This window comes from Stenotrophomonas sp. GZD-301, from assembly GCF_049310345.1.
Classification (GTDB): domain Bacteria; phylum Pseudomonadota; class Gammaproteobacteria; order Xanthomonadales; family Xanthomonadaceae; genus Stenotrophomonas.
The window spans coordinates 1-19,275 of record NZ_JBMOWY010000085.1 but is presented as its reverse complement, the minus strand read 5'-3'; the positions used below and the strand labels follow the sequence as shown (position 1 = coordinate 19,275).

15 protein-coding genes and 1 pseudogene are annotated in these 19,275 nt (G+C 69.7%); 12 read left to right on the top strand and 4 right to left on the bottom strand.

Annotated elements, in window-relative coordinates; translation table 11 throughout:
- The first annotated feature begins 27 nt into the window (after window positions 1-27).
- A complete protein-coding gene (locus ACO6VK_RS19895; protein ID WP_422510184.1) occupies window positions 28-2,880 on the top strand; it encodes a protein kinase domain-containing protein in 2,853 nt (950 codons plus the stop codon).
- Window positions 2,881-2,928: 48 nt separating this feature from the next.
- Window positions 2,929-4,515: pseudogene (locus ACO6VK_RS19890) on the top strand (glucan biosynthesis protein); the annotation flags it as partial.
- Window positions 4,516-4,562: 47 nt separating this feature from the next.
- Here ACO6VK_RS19890 and ACO6VK_RS19885 read toward each other — a convergent pair.
- Both ACO6VK_RS19885 and ACO6VK_RS19880 read right to left on the bottom strand, forming a co-directional pair.
- Window positions 4,563-5,183: a thymidine kinase gene (locus tag ACO6VK_RS19885; protein ID WP_422510182.1), complete on the bottom strand. Its 621-nt coding sequence runs from the start codon at window positions 5,181-5,183 to the stop codon at window positions 4,563-4,565.
- A gap of 40 nt (window positions 5,184-5,223) precedes the next feature.
- Window positions 5,224-5,955 carry a hypothetical protein gene (locus ACO6VK_RS19880; RefSeq protein WP_422510180.1) on the bottom strand — a complete coding sequence of 244 codons (732 nt, stop codon included), beginning with the start codon at window positions 5,953-5,955 and terminating at the stop codon, window positions 5,224-5,226.
- A 123-nt stretch (window positions 5,956-6,078) separates the two neighbouring features.
- Between ACO6VK_RS19880 and ACO6VK_RS19875 the strand changes: the two genes are divergently transcribed.
- A complete protein-coding gene (locus tag ACO6VK_RS19875) occupies window positions 6,079-8,055 on the top strand; it encodes a UvrD-helicase domain-containing protein (protein ID WP_422510178.1) in 1,977 nt (658 codons plus the stop codon).
- Between the two features lie 115 nt (window positions 8,056-8,170).
- Complete coding sequence (locus tag ACO6VK_RS19870) at window positions 8,171-8,716, top strand: GNAT family N-acetyltransferase (protein WP_422510176.1); 546 nt, start codon at window positions 8,171-8,173, stop codon at window positions 8,714-8,716.
- A gap of 32 nt (window positions 8,717-8,748) precedes the next feature.
- Here the strand turns inward: ACO6VK_RS19870 and ACO6VK_RS19865 are convergent, their stop codons facing one another.
- Window positions 8,749-9,414, bottom strand: a complete 666-nt coding sequence (locus tag ACO6VK_RS19865; protein WP_422510174.1) for a YceH family protein — start codon at window positions 9,412-9,414, stop codon at window positions 8,749-8,751.
- Between the two features lie 102 nt (window positions 9,415-9,516).
- Here ACO6VK_RS19865 and ACO6VK_RS19860 point away from each other — a divergent pair, with 102 nt between their 5' ends.
- The 5 genes from ACO6VK_RS19860 (at window position 9,517) to plsB (ending at window position 16,058) form a co-directional block, all read left to right on the top strand.
- Window positions 9,517-10,458, top strand: coding sequence for a 5'-nucleotidase, lipoprotein e(P4) family (locus ACO6VK_RS19860; protein ID WP_422510203.1), 942 nt, complete (start codon window positions 9,517-9,519; stop codon window positions 10,456-10,458).
- Window positions 10,455-11,174 carry an orotidine-5'-phosphate decarboxylase gene (pyrF, locus tag ACO6VK_RS19855; protein ID WP_422510172.1) on the top strand — a complete coding sequence of 240 codons (720 nt, stop codon included), beginning with the start codon at window positions 10,455-10,457 and terminating at the stop codon, window positions 11,172-11,174. The genes ACO6VK_RS19860 and pyrF overlap by 4 nt, the downstream gene beginning before the upstream one ends.
- 244 nt (window positions 11,175-11,418) lie before the next feature.
- Complete coding sequence (locus ACO6VK_RS19850; protein WP_422510170.1) at window positions 11,419-12,243, top strand: S1 family peptidase; 825 nt, start codon at window positions 11,419-11,421, stop codon at window positions 12,241-12,243.
- A gap of 156 nt (window positions 12,244-12,399) precedes the next feature.
- Complete coding sequence (locus ACO6VK_RS19845) at window positions 12,400-13,368, top strand: hypothetical protein (RefSeq protein ID WP_422510168.1); 969 nt, start codon at window positions 12,400-12,402, stop codon at window positions 13,366-13,368.
- The gene (gene plsB, locus ACO6VK_RS19840; RefSeq protein ID WP_422510166.1) at window positions 13,368-16,058 is read left to right on the top strand and encodes a glycerol-3-phosphate 1-O-acyltransferase PlsB; all 2,691 of its coding nucleotides are present in this window, start codon (window positions 13,368-13,370) and stop codon (window positions 16,056-16,058) included. The genes ACO6VK_RS19845 and plsB overlap by 1 nt, the downstream gene beginning before the upstream one ends.
- 91 nt (window positions 16,059-16,149) lie before the next feature.
- Here plsB and ACO6VK_RS19835 read toward each other — a convergent pair whose 3' ends face one another.
- A complete protein-coding gene (locus ACO6VK_RS19835) occupies window positions 16,150-16,353 on the bottom strand; it encodes a YdcH family protein (protein WP_422510201.1) in 204 nt (67 codons plus the stop codon).
- A gap of 88 nt (window positions 16,354-16,441) precedes the next feature.
- Here ACO6VK_RS19835 and ttcA point away from each other — a divergent pair, with 88 nt between their 5' ends.
- The 3 genes from ttcA to ACO6VK_RS19820 all read left to right on the top strand — a co-directional run bounded on the left by ttcA (window position 16,442) and on the right by ACO6VK_RS19820 (window position 19,179).
- Window positions 16,442-17,356 (top strand): tRNA 2-thiocytidine(32) synthetase TtcA, encoded by a 915-nt coding sequence (gene ttcA / locus ACO6VK_RS19830; protein ID WP_422510164.1) that lies wholly within the window; start codon window positions 16,442-16,444, stop codon window positions 17,354-17,356.
- 49 nt (window positions 17,357-17,405) lie between these two features.
- Window positions 17,406-18,311, top strand: a complete 906-nt coding sequence (locus ACO6VK_RS19825) for a recombination-associated protein RdgC (protein ID WP_422510162.1) — start codon at window positions 17,406-17,408, stop codon at window positions 18,309-18,311.
- Between the two features lie 91 nt (window positions 18,312-18,402).
- Window positions 18,403-19,179 (top strand): M48 family metallopeptidase, encoded by a 777-nt coding sequence (locus tag ACO6VK_RS19820; RefSeq protein ID WP_422510160.1) that lies wholly within the window; start codon window positions 18,403-18,405, stop codon window positions 19,177-19,179.
- The last annotated feature ends 96 nt before the right edge of the window (window positions 19,180-19,275 follow it).

Here is a 19,275-nt window from a genome sequence, read left to right as displayed (position 1 = left end):
GGGCAGTCAGCAGGCGGGAGGGGATCGATGGAGGCTTCGCGCTGGCGGCGGCTGTCGTCGCTGCTGGATCCGTTGCTGGACCTGACCGACGCGCAGCGTGCGCAGCGGCTGGCGCAGCTGCGCGCCGACGATCCAAGCCTGGCCGATGACCTGGAGCGGCTGCTGGCGCACGAGCGCGAAAGCGAGGAGTTCATGGCCCAGCCGCTGTGGACCGCCGCGCCCGAAGACAGCCGTGTCGGCACTCTGGTTGGGCCCTACCGCCTGCTGCGCCCGCTGGGGCAGGGCGGCATGGGCGAGGTGTGGCTGGCCGAACGCGCCGACGGGCTGTACCAGCGGCAGGTGGCGCTGAAGCTGCTGCGCAGCGGCTATGCCGACCCCGGGCTGTGTCAGCGCTTCAGCCGCGAACGCGACATCCTGGCCCGCCTGCAGCACCCGCACCTGGCCGAGCTGCTGGACGCCGGCATGGACCTGCAGGGACAGCCCTACCTGGCGCTGGCGTATGTCGAAGGCGAGCCGATCACCGACTACTGCCAGCGCCTGCAGCTGCCGCTGGAACGCCGCCTGCAGCTGATGCTGCAGGTGTGCGCGGTGGTCAGCCACGCGCACGCCAACCTGATCGTGCACCGCGATCTCAAGCCGTCCAACATCCTGGTCACCGCCGAGGGTGACGTGAAGCTGCTGGATTTCGGCATCGCCAAGCTGCTCGATGCCGACGAGGGCGAGCCCCCGGCGCACCCGCCCACCGAAGCGCGCGCGTTCACCCTGCACTACGCCGCGCCCGAGCAGGTGCGCGGCGAGCCGGTGACCACGCTGACCGATGTGTACTCGTTGGGCGTGGTGCTGTTCGAGGTGGTCACCGGGCAGAAGCCGTACCGCCTGCGCCGGCACAGCGATGCCGAGTGGGAGCGGTCGATCATGGAGGTCAGCGCGCCGCGCGCCTCCAGCGTGCTGCTGCGCCGGGCCGGCGAGGGTGGCCCGGCCGGGTCGGCGCTGCGGCGGCTGGCACGGCGGGTGCGGGGCGATCTGGACACGGTGCTGCTCAAGGCGCTGCAGAAGGAGCCGGGCCAGCGCTACGCCTCGGTCGAGGCGCTGGCGCAGGACCTGCGCCGGTTTCTGGAGGGCCGCCCGATCCACGCCCGCCCGCAGGGCACGCTGTACCGGCTGCGCAAGTACATCGGCCGGCACCGCTGGGGCGTCGGCCTGGGCACGGTGAGCGTGCTGGCGTTGATCGCGCTGGCGGTGCTGGCGCTCTGGCAGATGCAGCAGGCGCGCCGCGAGATCGCCCGCGCGCAGGCCATGCAGGATTTCACCGTGGGGCTGTTCGACCGCGCGGCCGGCGTGCGCCACGGCAGCTTCGACGTGCGCCAGCTGCTGGCCACCGGGCAGCAGCGCGGCGAAGTGGAGCTGGCCGACCAGCCGCTGTCGCTGGCCGACCTGGAGGGCGTGATCGGCCGCCTGCGGATCGGCATGGGCGACTACCAGCTGGCGCTGCAGACGCTGGACCGCCAGCGTGCCCTGCTGGAGCAGGTCAAGGACGTGCCGCCGGCGCTGCAGCTGGAGGCGGTCACCCAGCGCGGGCGCGCACTGCGCATGCTCGGCCGCTCGCGTGCCTGCGTCGGCCACCTGCTGCCGATGCAGGCGTTGGCCCGGCAGCAGCGCCTGCAGTTGCCCACCCTGGTGGCCGAGTACCACGCCCAGCTCGGTCGCTGCCAGCAGCTGCTCGGCTATCGCGGCCCGGCGCGCGCCGCCTTCACCAGCGCGCTGGCGCTGCGCCGCGACGTGCTGCGCGATGCAGTGGCCACCGCCGAGAGCCTGTCCGACCTGGCGGCGCTGGACAGCGACGAAGGCCATGCGCAGGCCGCATTGTCCGGCTATCGCCAGGCGCTGCAGCTGCTGCAGAGCCGGGTCGGCGGGCGCCACCCGCAATTGATCACGCTGCGCCGCCACCTGGGCGAAACCCTGGCCGCGCAGGGCGACCTGGACGGCGCCGGGCAGACCCTGCACGCGGCGTGGTCGGACGCGGTCAGCCTGTACGGCCCGGATCATCCGGAAACCCTGTCGATCCGACGCCTGCGCGCGGTGTTGGCGATGCAGCGCGGTGAGCTGGACCAGGCCGAGGTGATGCTGCAGCAGGTCCATCGGCTGACCCGGCAGGCGCTGGGCGAGCAGCACCGCGACACCGGCCTGACCTGGCATGCGCTGGGGCAGCTGGCGCTGGAACGCGGCGACAGCGCTGCCGCCGCGGTCGATTTCGCCCACGCTGTCGCGATCTGGCGCCAACCGGACTGCGTGCGCCTGCTGCCGCAGGGGCTCTACGACCAGGGCAGGGCGCTGGCCGGCAGCGGCCGCTGGCGGGAGGCGCTGGCGGCCCTGCATGAAGGGCGGCAGTGGCAGGCCGCGCAGCGCGGCGAACTGGATCCGCTGGTCCTGCAGGCCGACCGGGCGATGGCCGCCATCATCGGCGAGCAGGGCGATCCGCGTCAGGCCGGCGACCGGCTGATCGCCCTGATGCGCCGCATCGCTCCGGCCGGCCCGGCGGCGGCAGCGCAGCAGCAGGACCTGCAGCTGGCCTGGGCGCGCAACCTGATGCGGATGGGCCAGGACGTGGAAGCGCGACGGGCACTGGACGCGCTGGCGCAGCTTCCCGGTGACGAGCCCGGCACCCGGCAGCGGCGCTGGCAGGCGCGCGCATCGCTGGCGCTGCTGTCCTGCGGCGAGGCACCGCAGCGGGGCCGCCAGGCGCTGGCCGAGCTGCGGGCCGACGTGCACCGGCAACAGCCGCAGGGCGGTGCGATGGCACACGAGGTGGCGCAGGCGCTGCAGGCCTGCCCGGCGCAGGCGCTGGCTGAACGCTCCACCGCGTCCACCTCGGCGAATTAACGTTCGCCTGCCTATGATGGCCGGCCCTTTCCTGCCATCGCTGCCTGCATGCAACGACGCGACTTCATCCGCACCGCCTCCCTGGCCCTGGCTGCCGCCGGCCTGCCCGCGCTGCCGGCGTGTGCCGCACAGGGCAACCAGGTCGGCCTGCGCCGCCTCGGCCAGCCGCAGCCGTTCGACTTCGCCAGCCTCAAGGGCCAGGCGCGCGCGCTGTCCCAGGCGGCCTACCAGAGCCACAAGCGCACCCTGCCGGGTCCGCTGGAAGCGCTCGACTGGGACCAGTACCAATCCATCCGCTACCGTCAGGACCACGCTTTGTGGGCCGACCAGCCCGGCCGGTACCAGGCCAAGTTCTTCCACCTCGGGCTGTATTTCCATTCCCCGGTGCGGATGTACGACGTGGTTGATGGCACCGCGCAGGAACTGGCCTACGACCCGGCCGCGTTCGATTACGGCAAGAGCGGCCTGAAGGGCAGTCACCTGCCGCCCGACCTCGGCTTTGCCGGGTTCCGCCTCAACACCCGCCAGGACACCGACCGCGACTTCGCCGCGTTCCTCGGCGCCAGTTATTTCCGCGCGGTCGGCAAGGAAGGCCAGTACGGCCAGTCGGCGCGCGGCCTGGCGATCGACACCGGCATGGGCCGCCCGGAGGAATTCCCGGACTTCATCGCCTATTACCTGGAGCAGCCGGCCGCCGACTCCAACACGCTGGTGGTGTACGCGCTGCTGGATTCGCCCAGTGTCGCCGGTGCCTACCGCTTCGCCATCACCAACGGCGATGTGCTGCTGATGGACATCGACTGCGCGCTGTACCCGCGCAAGGCGATCGAGCGGCTGGGCATCGCCCCGTGCACCAGCATGTACCAGGTGGGCGAGAACGACCGCCGCATGGCCTGGGACTGGCGCCCGGAAATCCACGATACCGATGGCCTGTCGATGTGGACCGGCGCCGGCGAGTGGATCTGGCGCCCGCTGTGCAACCCGGCGCAGCTGCGCTTCAACATGTTCGTGGACAACAACCCGCGCGGGTTCGGCCTGCTCCAGCGCGACCGCAACTTCGACCACTACCAGGACGACGGCGTGTTCTACGAGAAGCGCCCGTGCCTGTGGGTGGAGCCGAAGGGCCAATGGGGCAAGGGCTCGGTGCAGCTGGTGGAAATCCCCACCGTGGACGAAACCTTCGACAACATCGTGGCGTTCTGGAACCCCGAGGCGAAGCCGCAGCCCGGGCAGGAACTGCTGCTCGGCTACCGTCTGTACTGGGGCGCGCAGCCGCCGGCACGGCCGCCGATGGCGCACTGCGTGGACAGCCGCACCGGCCTGGGCGGGGTGATCGGCAAGAAGCGCGAGTACTTCTCCTGGCGCTTCGCCGTGGACTTCGAAGGCGGCGAGCTGGCAGCGCTGATCGACACGGCCGAGGTCGAAGCGGTGGTGCAGGTGAGCCGTGGCCGCACCGAGATCGTCTCGGCGCGCCCGCTGCGCGAGATCAAGGGCTACCGCGCGATGTTCGATGTGGTGCCGCCGGACGACAGCACCCAGCAGATCGACATCCGCCTGTACCTGCGCAGCGGTGGCCGCACGTTGACCGAAACCTGGCTGTACCAGTACAGCCCGCCGCCGGTGGGCGTGCCGAAAATAATGCTTTGTGGACGGAGGGCTGGTCTCTCCCTGCCTCCACACCCTCACAGCGGAAGCGGGGCCTGCATCGGATCGATGCGGCCTTCGCCGCGGGTGATCTTCTTGAACTCGGCGCGGCTGACCGACACGTAGCGCTCGTTGCCGCCGATCTCCACCTGCGGGCCGTCCTGCACGGCATGGCCGTGTTCGTCCACGCGCACGGTCATCGTCGCCTTCTTGCCGCTGTGGCAGATGGTCTTGATCTCCTGCATCTCGTCGGCCCAGGCCAGCAGGTACTGGCTGCCTTCGAACAGCTCGCCGCGGAAGTCGGTGCGCAGGCCGTAGCAGAGCACCGGAATGCGCAGCTCGTCGACCACCTCGCTCAACTGCCACACCTGGCTGCGGGTGAGGAACTGGGCTTCATCCACCAGCACGCAGCCCAGCGGTCCTCCCGCGGCGATGTCCGCGGCGATCAGCTGCTGCAGGTCGGCATCGCGGTCGAAGGCCACACCGTCGGCCTTCAGCCCGATCCGCGAGGCCACTACGCCGCGCCCGGCGCGGTCGTCCAGGCGCGGGGTCAGGATCGCCACGCGCATGCCGCGCTCGCGGTAGTTGTGCGCCGACTGCAGCAGCGTGGTGGTCTTGCCGGCGTTCATCGCCGAATAGTAGAAGTAGAGCTTGGCCATGCCGCATTTTATCCGCAGATGGCCGGCGCCGACGCGCGCGTTACTCGGCCGGCGGCACACCGGTGGCCGGGCCCACTTCCACCGTTCCGGCGCGCTGCATCTGCTCCATCGCCTGGGCCTGCCAGTGCCAGTACTGCGCCGGCTCCCAGTAGCGGTCCTGCAGGAAGCGGTCCACCGGCATGGCCTGCTGCTGCCCGTCCTCGCCGCGCACGGTCATCTTCAGCGCGCCGATCCAGCCCAGCCGGCTGCCGGTGACGTCATTGCGGCCGCGGCGCATCTCGCGCTCCTGGCGCGGCTTGGCCACTGCGTCGCCGTAGGTGTCGTACAGGGCCTGCCCCTCCACCAGCGCCCGGTCGCGTTCGGCCGGGTCCAGCGCGGCCCAGTAGCGCTCGCGATGCACCAGCAGGAAGCGGTCGCCGCGTTCGGCGGCCAGGTCCATCCAGGCATAGGCGGCCGCGCGGTCCGCCGGCCCGCCCACGCCATTCCAGAGCAGCTCCGCCAGGGCCGCCTGCGACAGCTTGTCGGCATAGCGCGCGCCGCGCCGGTAGTAGCTCCGCGCCTGCTCGGGCCGCCCGCTCTGGATCGCTTCGTTGCCCAGTTTGCGATAGCGCATGTCCGGGTGGGAGGCCAGGAACGTCTCCGAGCCCAGCACGTCGGCGGCCCACGGGTCGAAGACAGGCGCGTCGGCATCCGCCGCTCCTGCGCTGCCCGCCGCCCCGCACAGCACCGCACCCAGCAGCAGGGCACGGCACCCCGGAATGAATCCATTCATCACGCCACGTTTCCTTCTTCACATGATGCCCCTCAATAGCGCAGGCCACGCGCACAGGTCAATCACCGCCGGCCTTCGACGCACCGTCGCGGCCCGCTACAATGCCCCTCCCCCGGAGTCGGCATGCACGGTCTCAATCCCCCCCAACGCGCGGCAGTCCTGCACTGCGAAGGTCCTCTGCTGGTGCTCGCGGGCGCAGGCAGTGGCAAGACGCGCGTGATCGTGGAGAAGATCGGCCAGCTGATCGCCAGCAAGCGCTATCCGGCGCGGCGCATCGCGGCCATCACCTTCACCAACAAGTCGGCCAAGGAAATGCGCGAGCGCGTGGCCAAGCGCCTGCGCAGCGAAGACGCCGACGAGGTGACGATCTGCACCTTCCACGCACTGGGGCTGAAGTTCCTGCAGATCGAGCACGCCTCGGTCGGGCTCAAGCGCGGCTTCTCGATCTTCGACGCCGACGATGCCACCTCGCAGGTCAAGGACCTGATGTACGGCGCCAAGCCGGATGACATCGAGGACGTGAAGAACCTGATCTCGCGCGCCAAGAACGCCGGTCTTTCGCCGGAGCAGGCAATGGCCGCCGCGCGCAGCAACCGCGAGAAGGAAGCGGCCAGCGTCTACGAGCGCTACCAGCTGCGCCTCAGCGCGTTCAACGCGGTCGACTTCGACGACCTGATCCGCCTGCCGGTGCAGGTGCTGGAAGAAAACCCGGAGATCGCCCTGGCGTGGCGCGAACGCATCGGCTACCTGCTGGTGGACGAATGCCAGGACACCAACGATGCGCAGTACCGGCTGCTCAAGCAGCTGGCCGGCAGCAAGGGCAACTTCACCTGCGTGGGCGACGATGACCAGTCGATCTACGCCTGGCGTGGTGCCAATCCGGAAAACCTGCAGCAGATGGCGCGCGATTACCCGGCGCTGGAAATCATCAAGCTGGAGCAGAACTACCGCTGCTCCAACCGCGTGCTGCGCGCGGCCAATGCGCTGATCGCCAACAACCCGCACGAGCACCTCAAGAAGCTGTGGAGCGACCAGGCCGACGGCGAACGCATCCGCGTGTGGGAGTGCCGCAACAGCGAGCACGAAGCGGAGAAGGTGGCGGCCGAGATTTCCTATCTGGCCACCTCCAAGCAGATTCCCTGGAGCGATTTCTGCATCCTGTTCCGCGGCAACTTCCAGTCGCGGCCGCTGGAAAAGGCGCTGCAGCTGGTGCGCGCGCCGTATCACATCACCGGCGGCACCGCGTTCCTGGAGCGCCAGGAGGTCAAGGACACCCTGTCGTGGCTGCGCCTGCTGGTGAACCCGGACGACGATACGGCGTTCATGCGCGCGGTGCAGTCGCCCAAGCGCGAAGTGGGCGCCGGCACGCTGGCCAAGCTGGCCGAACTGGCCTCGGAGAAGGACCTGCCGATGGCGCACGCCGCCGAGGCGATCGGCGCGCTGTCGCAGCTGCCGCCGCGTGCGGCCAACGGCCTGAGCCGCTTCACCGACATCCTGCGCGACCTGCGCGCGCAGATGCCGCAGCTCAGTTCCGGCGATCTGGTGCGGCGGCTGGTGAAGGAGTCGGGGCTGGTCTCCGAGCTGCGCAGCGCCTGCAAGGAAGAATCGGTGTACCAGCGCCGCCTGGCCAACCTGGAAGAGCTGGCGCAATGGTTCGAGGGCGGCCCGCGCGGCGCTTCCACCGCCGACCTGGCCGCGCAGCTGGCGCTGTTGTCGCGCAACGACAAGGACGACGGCGGCAACCAGGTGCGGATGATGACCCTGCACGCGTCCAAGGGCCTGGAATTCCCGTACGTCTTCATCATCGGCTGCGAGGACGGCGTGCTGCCGCACCAGGTCAGCCTGGACGAAGGCAACCTGCAGGAAGAGCGCCGCCTGCTCTATGTCGGCATCACCCGCGCCAAGGTGCAGCTGTGGATGAGCTACAGCAAGCTCACCCGCAAGTTCGGCGAGCACGTGCGGCTCAAGCCCAGCCGGTTCTTCGAGGAGATTCCGGCCGAGGAGATGCAGCGCGACGGCGCCGATCCGGTTGCCGATGCCGAGCGCAAGAAAGAGCGCGCCAGTGCCGGGTTGGCGGCGATCCAGGCGTTGTTCGACTGACCACGCGCGTCGGCAGCGCCGACCGCGGGTCGAAGAGCAGCCGACCAACTGTGGGCTCTACCGTGTTCGGGGCGCGCGTTGCACAATCGGGGCCTCTTCCTGCGCAGTGACCTGCATGTCCGCCGTGATCCAGACCGACCGCCTGCACCTGCGCCTGATCGACCCCGACCATGATGCGGCCGACATGCTGGCCCTGCTCAACGAACCCGGGTTCATCCGCAACATCGCCGACCGTGGCGTGCGCACCCTGGCGCAGGCGCGTGCCTACACCGCCGAGCGCGTGCTGGGCAGCTATGCCCTCAATGGCTTCGGCATGTACGCCATCATCCGCCGCAGCGACGGTGCGTGGCTCGGCAATGCCGGGCTGGTGCGCCGTGATGGACTGCCCGCACCGGATATCGGCTACGCGCTGCTGTCGCCGTACGAAGGCCACGGCTACGCGCTGGAAGCCGCGCGCGGGGTGATGCACTACGCGCGCGATGTGCTGCACCACACCGACCTGTACGGCATCGTGTCGCCGGACAACCTGCGTTCGGCCGCGCTGCTGCGCAAGCTCGGCATGGAAGACCGCGGCGACCTGCTGCTGCCGCCACCGCACGGCGGCGACGTGGTGCTGCTGTTCGCCACGCCAGGCGCCCCGGCGGTGCCAGGCACCCCGTAGAGCCGGGCTCTGCCCGGCTGCCCGGCTGCGTTTCAACCGCCCAACTGCGCCCGCAGTTCCGCCAGCTGCTCCTGCAGCTCGGCCACCGTGGCCTCCAGCTGCTGCACGCGCGCGTCCAGCGCCGCGCCGCCACTGCCACCGCCACTGGACGGCGCCGATCGGTACGCCTCCGCCAGCGCCTGCACGTCCACCGGCCCGGCCAGCAGGTGCATGTAGCGGTCTTCGCGCTGCCCGCTGGCGCGCGGCAGCTGCACCGCCAGGCCGCGCTGGATCATGCGCTCCACATGGTGGCGCAGCTCGTCGGCATCCTGGAACTGGAACAGCCGCTCGCTGCGGGTCAGCAGCTCGTTCACCGTCTGCGGGCCGCGCAGCAGCAACAGGCCCAGGACCGCCAGCTGCTGGCGGGTCAGGTCCAGCGCGCTGCCGGCGCGGTGTTCATAACGCTCGGCACGCGAGGAGAACTGCTGGCGGGCCAGCCCCAGCGTCTCCAGCTGGCGCAGCGCGTGGTGCACATCGCCGGCCGACAGGGCCATCACCGGCTCGCGCGCGGTCTTCTGGTTGGCTGCCACCTGGGCGGCATTGACCGTCAGCGGGTAGGCATCCGGGGTGGTGGCCTCCTTCTCGATCAGGCAGCCCAGCGTGCGGGCCTGGGCCGCGCTCAGCACGGGCAGGGCAGGGGTCTGGACGTCATCGGTCACGGGGCGCTCCACGGTGTTTCAAGGGGGTGCAGCATAGCCGAGCCCCGCCGCCGGCATGAACGCGGCCGGCCAAGCCGGTAAACTGGCGCGACTCTGTTGCTGGTGACCCCGATGCGTCGTATTGCTGCTGTTCCCCTGTCCGTGCTTGCCTGCGCCGTGATGGCGCTGACCGCCTGCAAGCGCACCGAAGCCCCGGCCGATGCCGCTCCGCCGGCCGCCGCCGCCGCCGCTGCAGCCGACGCACCGGCCGTCACCGGCGATGCCGCCGTGGCCGCCAACGACAACCTCAATGCGGTGCTGTGGATGCAGCGTTCGCAGGAATACCGCGCGATCACCGAGCAGACCTACCGCGCCGCCGCCGACCGCCTGGATGCCGCGCTGAAGGAAGCCCACTGGGATGCGCTGGTGCCCGAAGAGCGCGGCAACGAGGCCAAGGGCCTGAAGCCGGCCGTGGTGCTGGACGTGGACGAGACCGTGCTGGACAACTCGCCCTACCAGGCGCGCCTGGTGCGTGACGGCAAGGAATACGACGAGATGACCTGGGACCAGTGGGTGGCCGAAAAGAAGGCCAAGGCGATCCCCGGCGTGGTCGATTTCGCCAAGGCCGCCAACGCCCGCGGCGTGACCCTGCTGTACATCTCCAACCGCGCCGTGCACCTCAAGGACGCCACCCTCGCCAACCTGCGCGCCGAAGGCCTGCCGGTGGCCGATGACAGCGTCTTCCTCGGTCTGGGCACCGTGGTGGAAGGCTGCGAGCAGGCCGGCAGCGAGAAGAACTGCCGCCGCCGCCTGGCCGGCCAGAAGTACCGCGTGCTGATGCAGTTCGGCGACCAGCTCGGCGATTTCGTCGAAGTCACCGCCAACACCAACGAGGGCCGCGACGCGCTGCTGCAGCAGTACCACGACTGGTTCGGCGAGCGCTGGTGGATGCTGCCCAACCCGACCTACGGCGGCTTCGAGCCGGCGCAGTTCAACAACGACTACAGCCAGTCGCGCCAGGCCCGCCACGATGCCAAGCGCGCTGCGCTGGACTACGCGCCGTGAGCCGCGCGCCGCTGCCGCTGCGCGACGACGAGCGCCTGATCGTCGCGCTGGACGTGCCGGGCCGCGATGAGGCCCTGGCGTGGGTGGACCGGCTGGGCGACAGCGTGTCGTTCTACAAGATCGGCATGGAACTGCTGGCGTCCGGCGAGTACTTCCAGGTGCTTGATGCGCTCGCCGCGCGCGACAAGCGCGTCTTCGTCGACCTGAAGTTCTTCGACATTCCCGCCACCGCCGCTGCGGTGATCAAGCGCCTGTCGCAGTGGCCGGTGAGCTACGCCACCATCCACGGCTGGCACCCGGCGATGATGGAGGCCTGCGCCGCCGCCAACGGCAGCGACATGCGCCTGCTGGCGGTGACCGTGCTGACCTCGATGGGCCAGGACGACCTGCGTGGCATGGGCATCGACCGGGCGCCGGTGGACGTGGTGGTCGAGCGCGCGCTGGCCGCCCAGGCGGCCGGTATCGACGGTGTCATCGCCTCCGGCCAGGAAGCCGCACCGATCCGCGCGGCCACCGGGCCGGGCTTCTCCATCGTCTGCCCCGGCATCCGCCCGGGTGGCCCGGTGGGCGATGACCAGAAGCGCACCGTGGGCGTCGCCCAGGCCTTCGCCGATGGCGCCGATGCCATCGTGGTGGGCCGGCCGATCCGTCTGGCGACCGACCCGCGCGCGGCCGCGCTGGCGATCCAGGCCGAAATCGCCTCGGTCCTGCGCTGATCCCCGCACTGTGCCGGCGCCCCGTGTGCCGGCACTGACGCGTTTTTTCGTGCCGGAACCGCGTCTCGTTGTCGTGTTGCGCACGGTTGCAGAAGTGAATCCATCAATCGCTGCCGGGTACCCGGCCACAGCGAACTGGGAAGCGCCACCCAGTCTGTCTCCCGCCTTTGCCGTCGAATCGATCCCGGCACGTGCCGTCCTGGCCGTGTCGTCCGCTTCTTCATCACTGCAAAGGAGTTGCAGCATGCACATGCGTTACCGCGCGGCCCTGGCCGCCCTCGTCGTCCTGGCCACGGTGTCCTCCCCGGCGCTGGCCACCCCGCCGCTGGACGGGCACGGCCCGAAGATCATCGGCGGCATCGACGCCGAGCCCGGGCAATACCCGTTCATGGTCAGCCTGCAGCAGTTGGCACGCGGCGAGTCCGACCACGAGCGCCACTGGTGCGGCGCCACCCTGATCTCACCGACCTGGGTGCTGACCGCCGCCCACTGCGTGGAGGACGCGGTGCCGCGTGACTACGCGGTACTGACCGGCAAGACGGCGCTGGACACCACCGCGCGCCGGCGTGTGTCCAACATCAAGGCCATCCACGTCCACCCGGCGTTCGACAGCCGCACCCTGGTCAACGACATCGCCCTGATCCAGCTGCGCCGACCGGTCGCCAAGGGCCAGTTCGCGGTGCCGCTGCTCGGCGGCGACACCGGCTACCTGCGCCGTGGCCGCCGCTTCACCGTGATCGGCTGGGGTACCACCGGTCTGGACGGGCCGGAGGGCGCGCCGACCGTGCTGCAGACCGTACAGACCCCCTACGTACCGTTCCGCGACTGCCGCCAGGCCTATCCCGGGCTGGAGGCGGGCAAGGTGATCTGTGCCGGCGAGGAGGGCATCGACAGCTGCCAGGGCGACTCGGGCGGCCCGCTGCTGGTGCAGCGGGAAGGCCAGTGGACGGTCCTCGGCACCGTCAGCTGGGGCGTGGGCTGCGCCCAGGCCGACTATCCGGGCGTGTATGCACGGCTGTCGGACGGCCACATGGCCGACTTCATCCGGGCGACCTGGACCAACGACTAGGCCATGCCGGGCACCGGGCAGAGACCGCCCGGTGCCCGCGGGTTTCCGTTGTCGTTCAATGACCTGTGACTTTCATCACGGGTCGGACGGGGCAGCGGCTTGCCGCTGCGGGGCTGCAGGCCGCAAGATGCGGACCGGTCCGGGGAGTCCGAATTCATGTCCATGCCGTTGATGCCAGGGCGTTGTCGAGAGTGGGTACTGGCGCTGTCGTTCTGCGGCCTGGTGCTGCTCAGTGCGTGCAAGCGCGACCAGATCGATCCGGATGCGCCGGCCGCCGAACCGGTGGCGGCCCTGCGCCAGCTTGCCCGCCACGTGGCGGACAACGACCTGGTCGGCTACGCGCAGGCATCGGTGCCGCCGGCCCAGTACGACCGCCTGCAGGCCGCCTGGGCCCAGGGGCGCAGCCGCTGGCCGCTGACCGAACTGCCGCTGGACGGCCAGTTCCTGCCGATGATGGCCGCGCTGTCACGGCCCGACGCGCCGCAGCGCCTGCAGCGCGCCTTCGATGCGCAGATTGCCGGCCAGGCCACGGGGGTGCGTCAGGCGGCGCATTCGATGGGCCTGTTCGGTGTGCAGTACCTGCGCAACCAGAGCGACTACAGCGACACCGAGCGTGCCCACTACACCCAGGTGGTTGACGCGCTCAGCCGTTGGGCGGCCGCGGCGCCGCTGACCGACAAACAGCGGGCCCGCACCACCATCACCCTGCTGACGGCCACGGCACGGACCGCCGCGCTGTCCACCGAGGACCAGCTGCAGGCCGCGGGCATGGAGGGTTCACTGCGCCGGCTGGGGCCGTTCGCCAAGGCCTTCAAGACCGCGCTGGCCAGCTACGGCCTGTCGCTGGACACCGCGCTGACCGAACTGCGCGGCGAACTGGTGTCCCAGCAGGGCGATACCGCCGTGGTGCGGATCCAGTACCCGCTGGCCGGCGAACAGATCGACGCACAGGTCCGCATGACCCGCCGCGACGGCCACTGGTACGTGACGCGGACGCTGGAAGACACCGACGCGCTGCTGCAGGCCGCAGACGCCGCACAAGCTGAACATGACGCCGCCAAGGCGGCTGAAGCAGAGGCCGCCGCTGCGGTCAAGGACGGTGCTTCTGCACCGGCTAAGCCATAATGAAGCCGATGCCGAACCAGAATCCCCTGCCTTTCCCCGGCGAAGAGCCGCCCAAGACGCCGGACGCACCGTCCGCGTCGCCCGACACCGCGCCCGTTGCCGGCACCCCGGCCGCGCCCGGTGAGGCGGTGGCTGCGCCCGACCCGGCGGTGACCGCGCCGTCCGCCATCGTGCCCGGAACCCGCGCCCCGGTGGGCCGCCGCCCGTGGTGGGCGCGCCTGCTGGGACGGCTGGTCGAGCCGTGGCTGTCGCTGAAGATCGAGCCGGAACACCCCGGCCAGTACAACGACGGCCGCCCGGTGGTCTACGTGCTGGAAGACTACGGTCTGTCCAACGCCCTGATCCTGGACAAGGCCTGCCGTGAAGCCGGCCTGCCGTCGCCGCTGGTGCCCATTGCCGGCGACCCGACCGGGCGCAAGCGCGCCTACCTGGCGCTGTCCCGCCGCAGCAGCAGCAACTCGCTGATTCCCGAACAGCGCGGCGCAAAGACCCATTCGGATTCGCTGGCCAAGGTGCTGCAGGCTCATCGCGCGCGCGATGAGCTGGACGTGCATCTGGTGCCGGTGTCGATCTTCGTCGGCCGTGCGCCGGACAAGCAGAGCGGCTGGTTCGCCGTGCTGTTCTCGGAAAACTGGGCGCTGGTGGGCCGCTTCCGCCGCCTGCTGGCCGTGCTGCTCAATGGCCGCAGCACCATCGTGCGTTTCGCCCCGCCGATTTCCCTGCGCACCACCGTGGACGAGGGGCTGGACCCCGAGCGCACCGTGCGCAAGCTGCAGCGCGTGCTGCGCACGCATTTCCGCCGTATCCGCGAATCGGTGATCGGCCCGGATCTGTCCACCCGCCGCCTGCTGGTGGACAAGGTGCTGGACGCCGACACCGTGCGCGAGGCCATTGCCTCGCAGGCCAAGCGCGACAACTCCAAGCCGGCCGATGCCTGGAAGAAGGCCCATGCCTACGCCTGGGAAATCGCCGCGGACTATTCCAGCCCGGTGGTGCGTTCGGCCAGCTTCATGCTCAGCCACGTCTGGAACCGCATCTATGCCGGCGTGCTGGTCCATCACCTGGACAAGTTCAAGGCGGCCGCGCCCGGGCACGAAGTGGTCTACGTGCCCAGCCACCGCAGCCACATGGACTACCTGCTGCTGTCCTACCTGCTGTACGACCGCGGCATCGTGCCGCCGCACATCGTGGCCGGCATCAACCTGAACCTGCCGGTGGTGGGCACGCTGCTGCGCAAGGGCGGCGCGTTCTTCATCCGCCGCTCGATCCGCGGCAACGCGCTGTACTCGGCGGTGCTCAGCGAGTACGTGGCGCAGCTGGTGGCCGGTGGCTACTCGATCGAGTACTTCGTCGAGGGCGGCCGCTCGCGTACCGGGCGCCTGCTGCAGCCCAAGGGCGGCATGATCTCGATGACGCTGCGCGCCTTCCTGCGCCAGCCGCGCAAGCCGGTGCTGTTCCAGCCGGTCTATATCGGCTACGAAAAGCTGATGGAAGGCGGCAGCTACCTGGATGAACTGTCCGGGCGGCCCAAGGAGAAGGAATCGATCTGGCAGCTGCTGTGGTCCATTCCCAAGGTGCTCAAGCAGAACTACGGCCAGGTGGTGGTGAACTTCGGCGAGCCGATCGCGCTCAACGACGTGCTGGCCCAGCAGGCGCCGGAATGGAACGGGCAGCCGGTGGGCGAGGACGAGAAACCGTCCTGGCTGTCCGGTACGGTCGACCACCTCGCCGAACGCATCCAGGTGCACATCAACGGTGCCGCCGACGTCAATCCGATCAACCTGCTGGCGCTGGCGCTGCTGTCCACGCCCAAGCATGCGATGGGTGAGGCCGACCTGATCGCACAGATCGAGCTGTGCAAAACCCTGCTGGTGGAGATGCCGTACTCCGACCGTGTGACGGTGACCCCGCACTCGCCGGAGCGGATCATCGCCCATGCCGAGGAAATCAACGTCCTGACCCGCATCAAGCACCCGCTCGGCGATGTGCTCAGCGTCAGCGGCGATACGGCGGTGCTGCTCAGCTACTTCCGCAACAACGTGCTGCACCTGTTCACGGCCTCGTCGTGGGTGGCCTGCTGCTTCCAGAACAACCGCCGCATGAGCCGCACCGGTCTGGTGCAGCTGGGCCGCACGGTGTACCCGTTCCTGCAGGCCGAGCTGTTCCTGCCGTGGAGCGAGGACGAGTTCGCCCAGCGCATCGAGCAGACCATCAACGTGTTCGTGCGCGAGGGCCTGCTGCAGAACGTCAATGACGACGACGGCGGCATCCTGGCGCGCAACACCGGGCAGACCGACGAAGTCTTCCGTCTGCGTGCCATCGGCCACTCGCTGCAGCAGGCGTTCGAGCGCTACTACATCGCCATCTCGGTGCTGGTCAAAAACGGCCCGGGTACGCTCGGCGCGGCCGAGCTGGAAAGCCTGTGCCAGCAGGCCGCGCAGCGCCTGAGCCTGCTGTATGCGCCGGCTGCGCCGGAGTTCTTCGACCGCACGCTGTTCCGTGGCTTCATCCAGAAACTGCGCGAGCTGCGCCTGGTGTGGCCGGACGAGAACAGCAAGCTGCTGTTCGACGAGCGGCTGGATGCCTGGGCCAAAGACGCCAAGTTCATCCTCGGCCGCGAGCTGCGCCACACCATTGAGCGGGTCAGCCCGGAAGCGGCCAAGCCGGACGAGCCGGTGGCGCAGGATTGAGGCAGGGAGCAGCCGACCAACGGTCGGCTCTACCGGTGCGAAGGGGCAGCCGACCAACGGTCGGCTCTACCGGGGCGAAGGCGTGGCGGTGTTACGCCGGTTCGTCGGGAATCAGCATGTCTTCGAGTCTGGCGATGCAGTCCTTGAGCTGCAGCTTGCGCCGCTTCAGGCGCTTGGCGTCCAGCTCGTCATTGCCGTTGGCGGCCATGTGCAGGATCTGCTCGTCGAGCGCGCGGTGCTCCTGCCGGAGCACGGCAAGACGGGCACTGATCTCGGCGGGTGTCAGGGTATCCACAGCCACTGAGCATACACATCCATGATGACGCCCGGGAGTGAACGCAGTCACCTCCCGGTGGCCGTGGTGGTGGCGACGAGCCGGTAGAATGACCGCCATGAGCGCCGTCCTGCCCTTGCCCGATCCCGTCCTCCGCGCCCGCGATCCGCGTGCGGCCGAGGCGGAGCAGGACAAGCTGGCGCGGCGGTTGCGGCGTCAGGTCGGCCAGGCCATCGGCGACTTCGGCATGATCGAGGCCGGCGACCGGGTGATGGTCTGCCTGTCCGGCGGCAAGGACAGCTACACCCTGCTGGACGTGCTGCTGCAGCTGCAGAAAAAGGCGCCGGTGGATTTCGAGCTGGTGGCCGTCAACCTCGACCAGAAGCAGCCCGGTTTTCCCACCGACGTGCTGCCCGGTTACCTGCGCTCGATCGGCGTGCCCTTCCAGATCATCGAGCAGGACACCTACTCGGTGGTCACCCGGGTGATCCCGGAAGGGCGCACGATGTGCTCGCTGTGTTCGCGGCTGCGGCGCGGTGCGCTGTACCGGCATGCGGCCGAGCATGGCTTCACCAAGATTGCCCTGGGCCACCATCGCGACGACAGCGTGGCCACGTTTTTCCTGAACCTGTTCCACCATGCCAAGCTGTCGGCGATGCCGCCCAAACTGCGCAGCGACGATGGCGCGCACGTGGTGATCCGCCCGCTGGCCTACGTCAGCGAACAGGACATCGCCCGGTACGCGCAGGCGCGCGGGTTCCCGATCATCCCGTGCACGCTGTGCGGCAGCCAGGACACCTTGCAGCGCCGCCAGGTCGCGCAGATGCTGCAGGGCTGGGAACAGGCGCACCCGGGGCGCATCGACCAGATCGCACGCGCGCTGGGCAACATCCATCCGTCGCAGCTGGCCGACCCGGCCCTGTTCGATTTCCTGTCGCTGGGGCGCACGCAGGACGCCCCGCGGGCCGCCCCGGGCGGGTGGCCCACCTTCGATGACGCTGGCGAGGCACCGCCGCCGGCCTAGCCGGTGCACCGCGCCTTGCGTCCCTTCCCCGCTCTCATTCCGGACTTCCATGTTCTTTCGCAACCTGACGCTGTTCCGCTTCCCGACCGCCACCGATTTCTCCGAGGTCGACACCCTGCTCCCGCAGGTCCTGCTCAAGCCGGTCGGTCCGCTTGAAATGACCTCGCGCGGCTTCATCTCGCCGTTCGGCCGCGAAGAAAAGGCCGTGTTCTCCCATCGCATCGGCGATGCCCTGTGGCTGACCGTGGGCGGCGAAGACAAGATCCTGCCCGGCGCGGTGGTCAACGACCTGCTGGCGCGCAAGCTCGAGGAAATCGAGGAGAAGGAAGGGCGCAAGCCCGGTGGCCGCGAGCGCAAGCGCATGAAGGACGACCTGCTGCATGAACTGATGCCGCGCGCCTTCATCAAGAGCTCGCGCACCGACGCGCTGATCGACCTCACGCACGGCTACGTGGCCGTGGACAGTTCCAGCCGCAAGACCGGCGAGAACGTGATGTCCGACATCCGCGGCCTGCTCGGCAGCTTCCCGGCGATGCCGCTGAACGCCGAAGTGGCGCCGCGCTCGATCCTGACCGGCTGGATCGCCGGCGAGGCGCTGCCGACCGGCCTGACCCTGGGCGAAGAATGCGAGATGAAGGACCCGGCCGAGGGCGGCGCCGTGGTCAAGTGTCAGCACCAGGAGCTGCGCTGCGACGAGATCGACAAGCACCTGGATGCCGGCAAGCAGGTCACCAAGCTGGCCCTGGTGTTCGAAGACAACCTGTCCTTCGTGCTGGGCGATGATCTGATCGTGCGCAAGCTGAAGTTCCTGGACGGTGCGCTGGACCAGCTCGAGCATGCCGACGATGACGGCCGCCGCGCCGAACTGGACGCGCGGTTTGCCCTGCAGAGTGGCGAAGTCCGCCGCCTGTTCCTGCTGCTGGAAGAGGCGTTCAAGCTCAGCAAGGCGGACTGACGCCACGCGCGGCCCGGAGCGGGGCGCAGCCCCCGCTCTGCCCGCTACCCCGCAGTCATCTGCGGCGCGCGGGCGGCGCTATGCTGTTGCCATGTCCGGATTCCTCCGCCGCCTGATTTCGCCGGCTGCCCCCACCCTGCAGCGCGACACGGTACGACTGCGCCTGGACGATGCCGAGATCGACGTGCTGCGTGTGCGCGATCCGCGGGCGCGTCGCATCAAGCTCAGCGTCGACGAACGCGGCGTACGCCTGACCCTGCCGCCCCGCGCCAGCCTGGTGATGGGCGAGCGCTTCCTCGAACAGCACCGTGATTGGCTGTCCACGCAGCTGCGCAGCTACCAGGCGCACAACCTGCCACCCCCACTGGTGATCGGTGAGCCCGGCCAGCTGCCCCTGCGTGGCGAGCTGGTCGCGCTGCGCTGGGAAAGCGGCCGCTTTGCCCATCTCGAACGCGACGCGGCGGGCCTGGTGATGCATTGGCCCGCGCGCGGCAACGAGGCCACCCTGCGCCGCAGCCTGCGCGAGTTCTACGAGGCCCAGACCCGCGCCGACGTGGGCCAGTGGCTGCCCCGATACCTGCCCGGCCTGCCGCGCGCGCCGGCACGGTTGCGGCTCAAGGTGATGTCCTCGCAATGGGGTTCGCTGGCACCGGACGGCAGCATGGCGCTCGACCTGGCGCTGGTGCTGGGGCGTCCCTCGGCGTTCGAATACGTGCTGGTCCACGAGCTGTGCCACCTGATCCAGCCCAACCATTCACCGGCGTTCTGGGCCGAGGTGGAAAAGCGGTTCCCGGCCTGGCAGGACGAGCGCGACTACTTCCAGCGCGAAGGCCGACGCCTCAAGGCAATGCTCCGCCAACTGCTGTAGTGCCGGCCGCTGGCCGGCAACCCGTGAAACCGTCCCCGCCGGGGTAATGCCGGCCGCTGGCCGGCAACCCGTGAAACCGTCCTCGCCGAGGTAGTG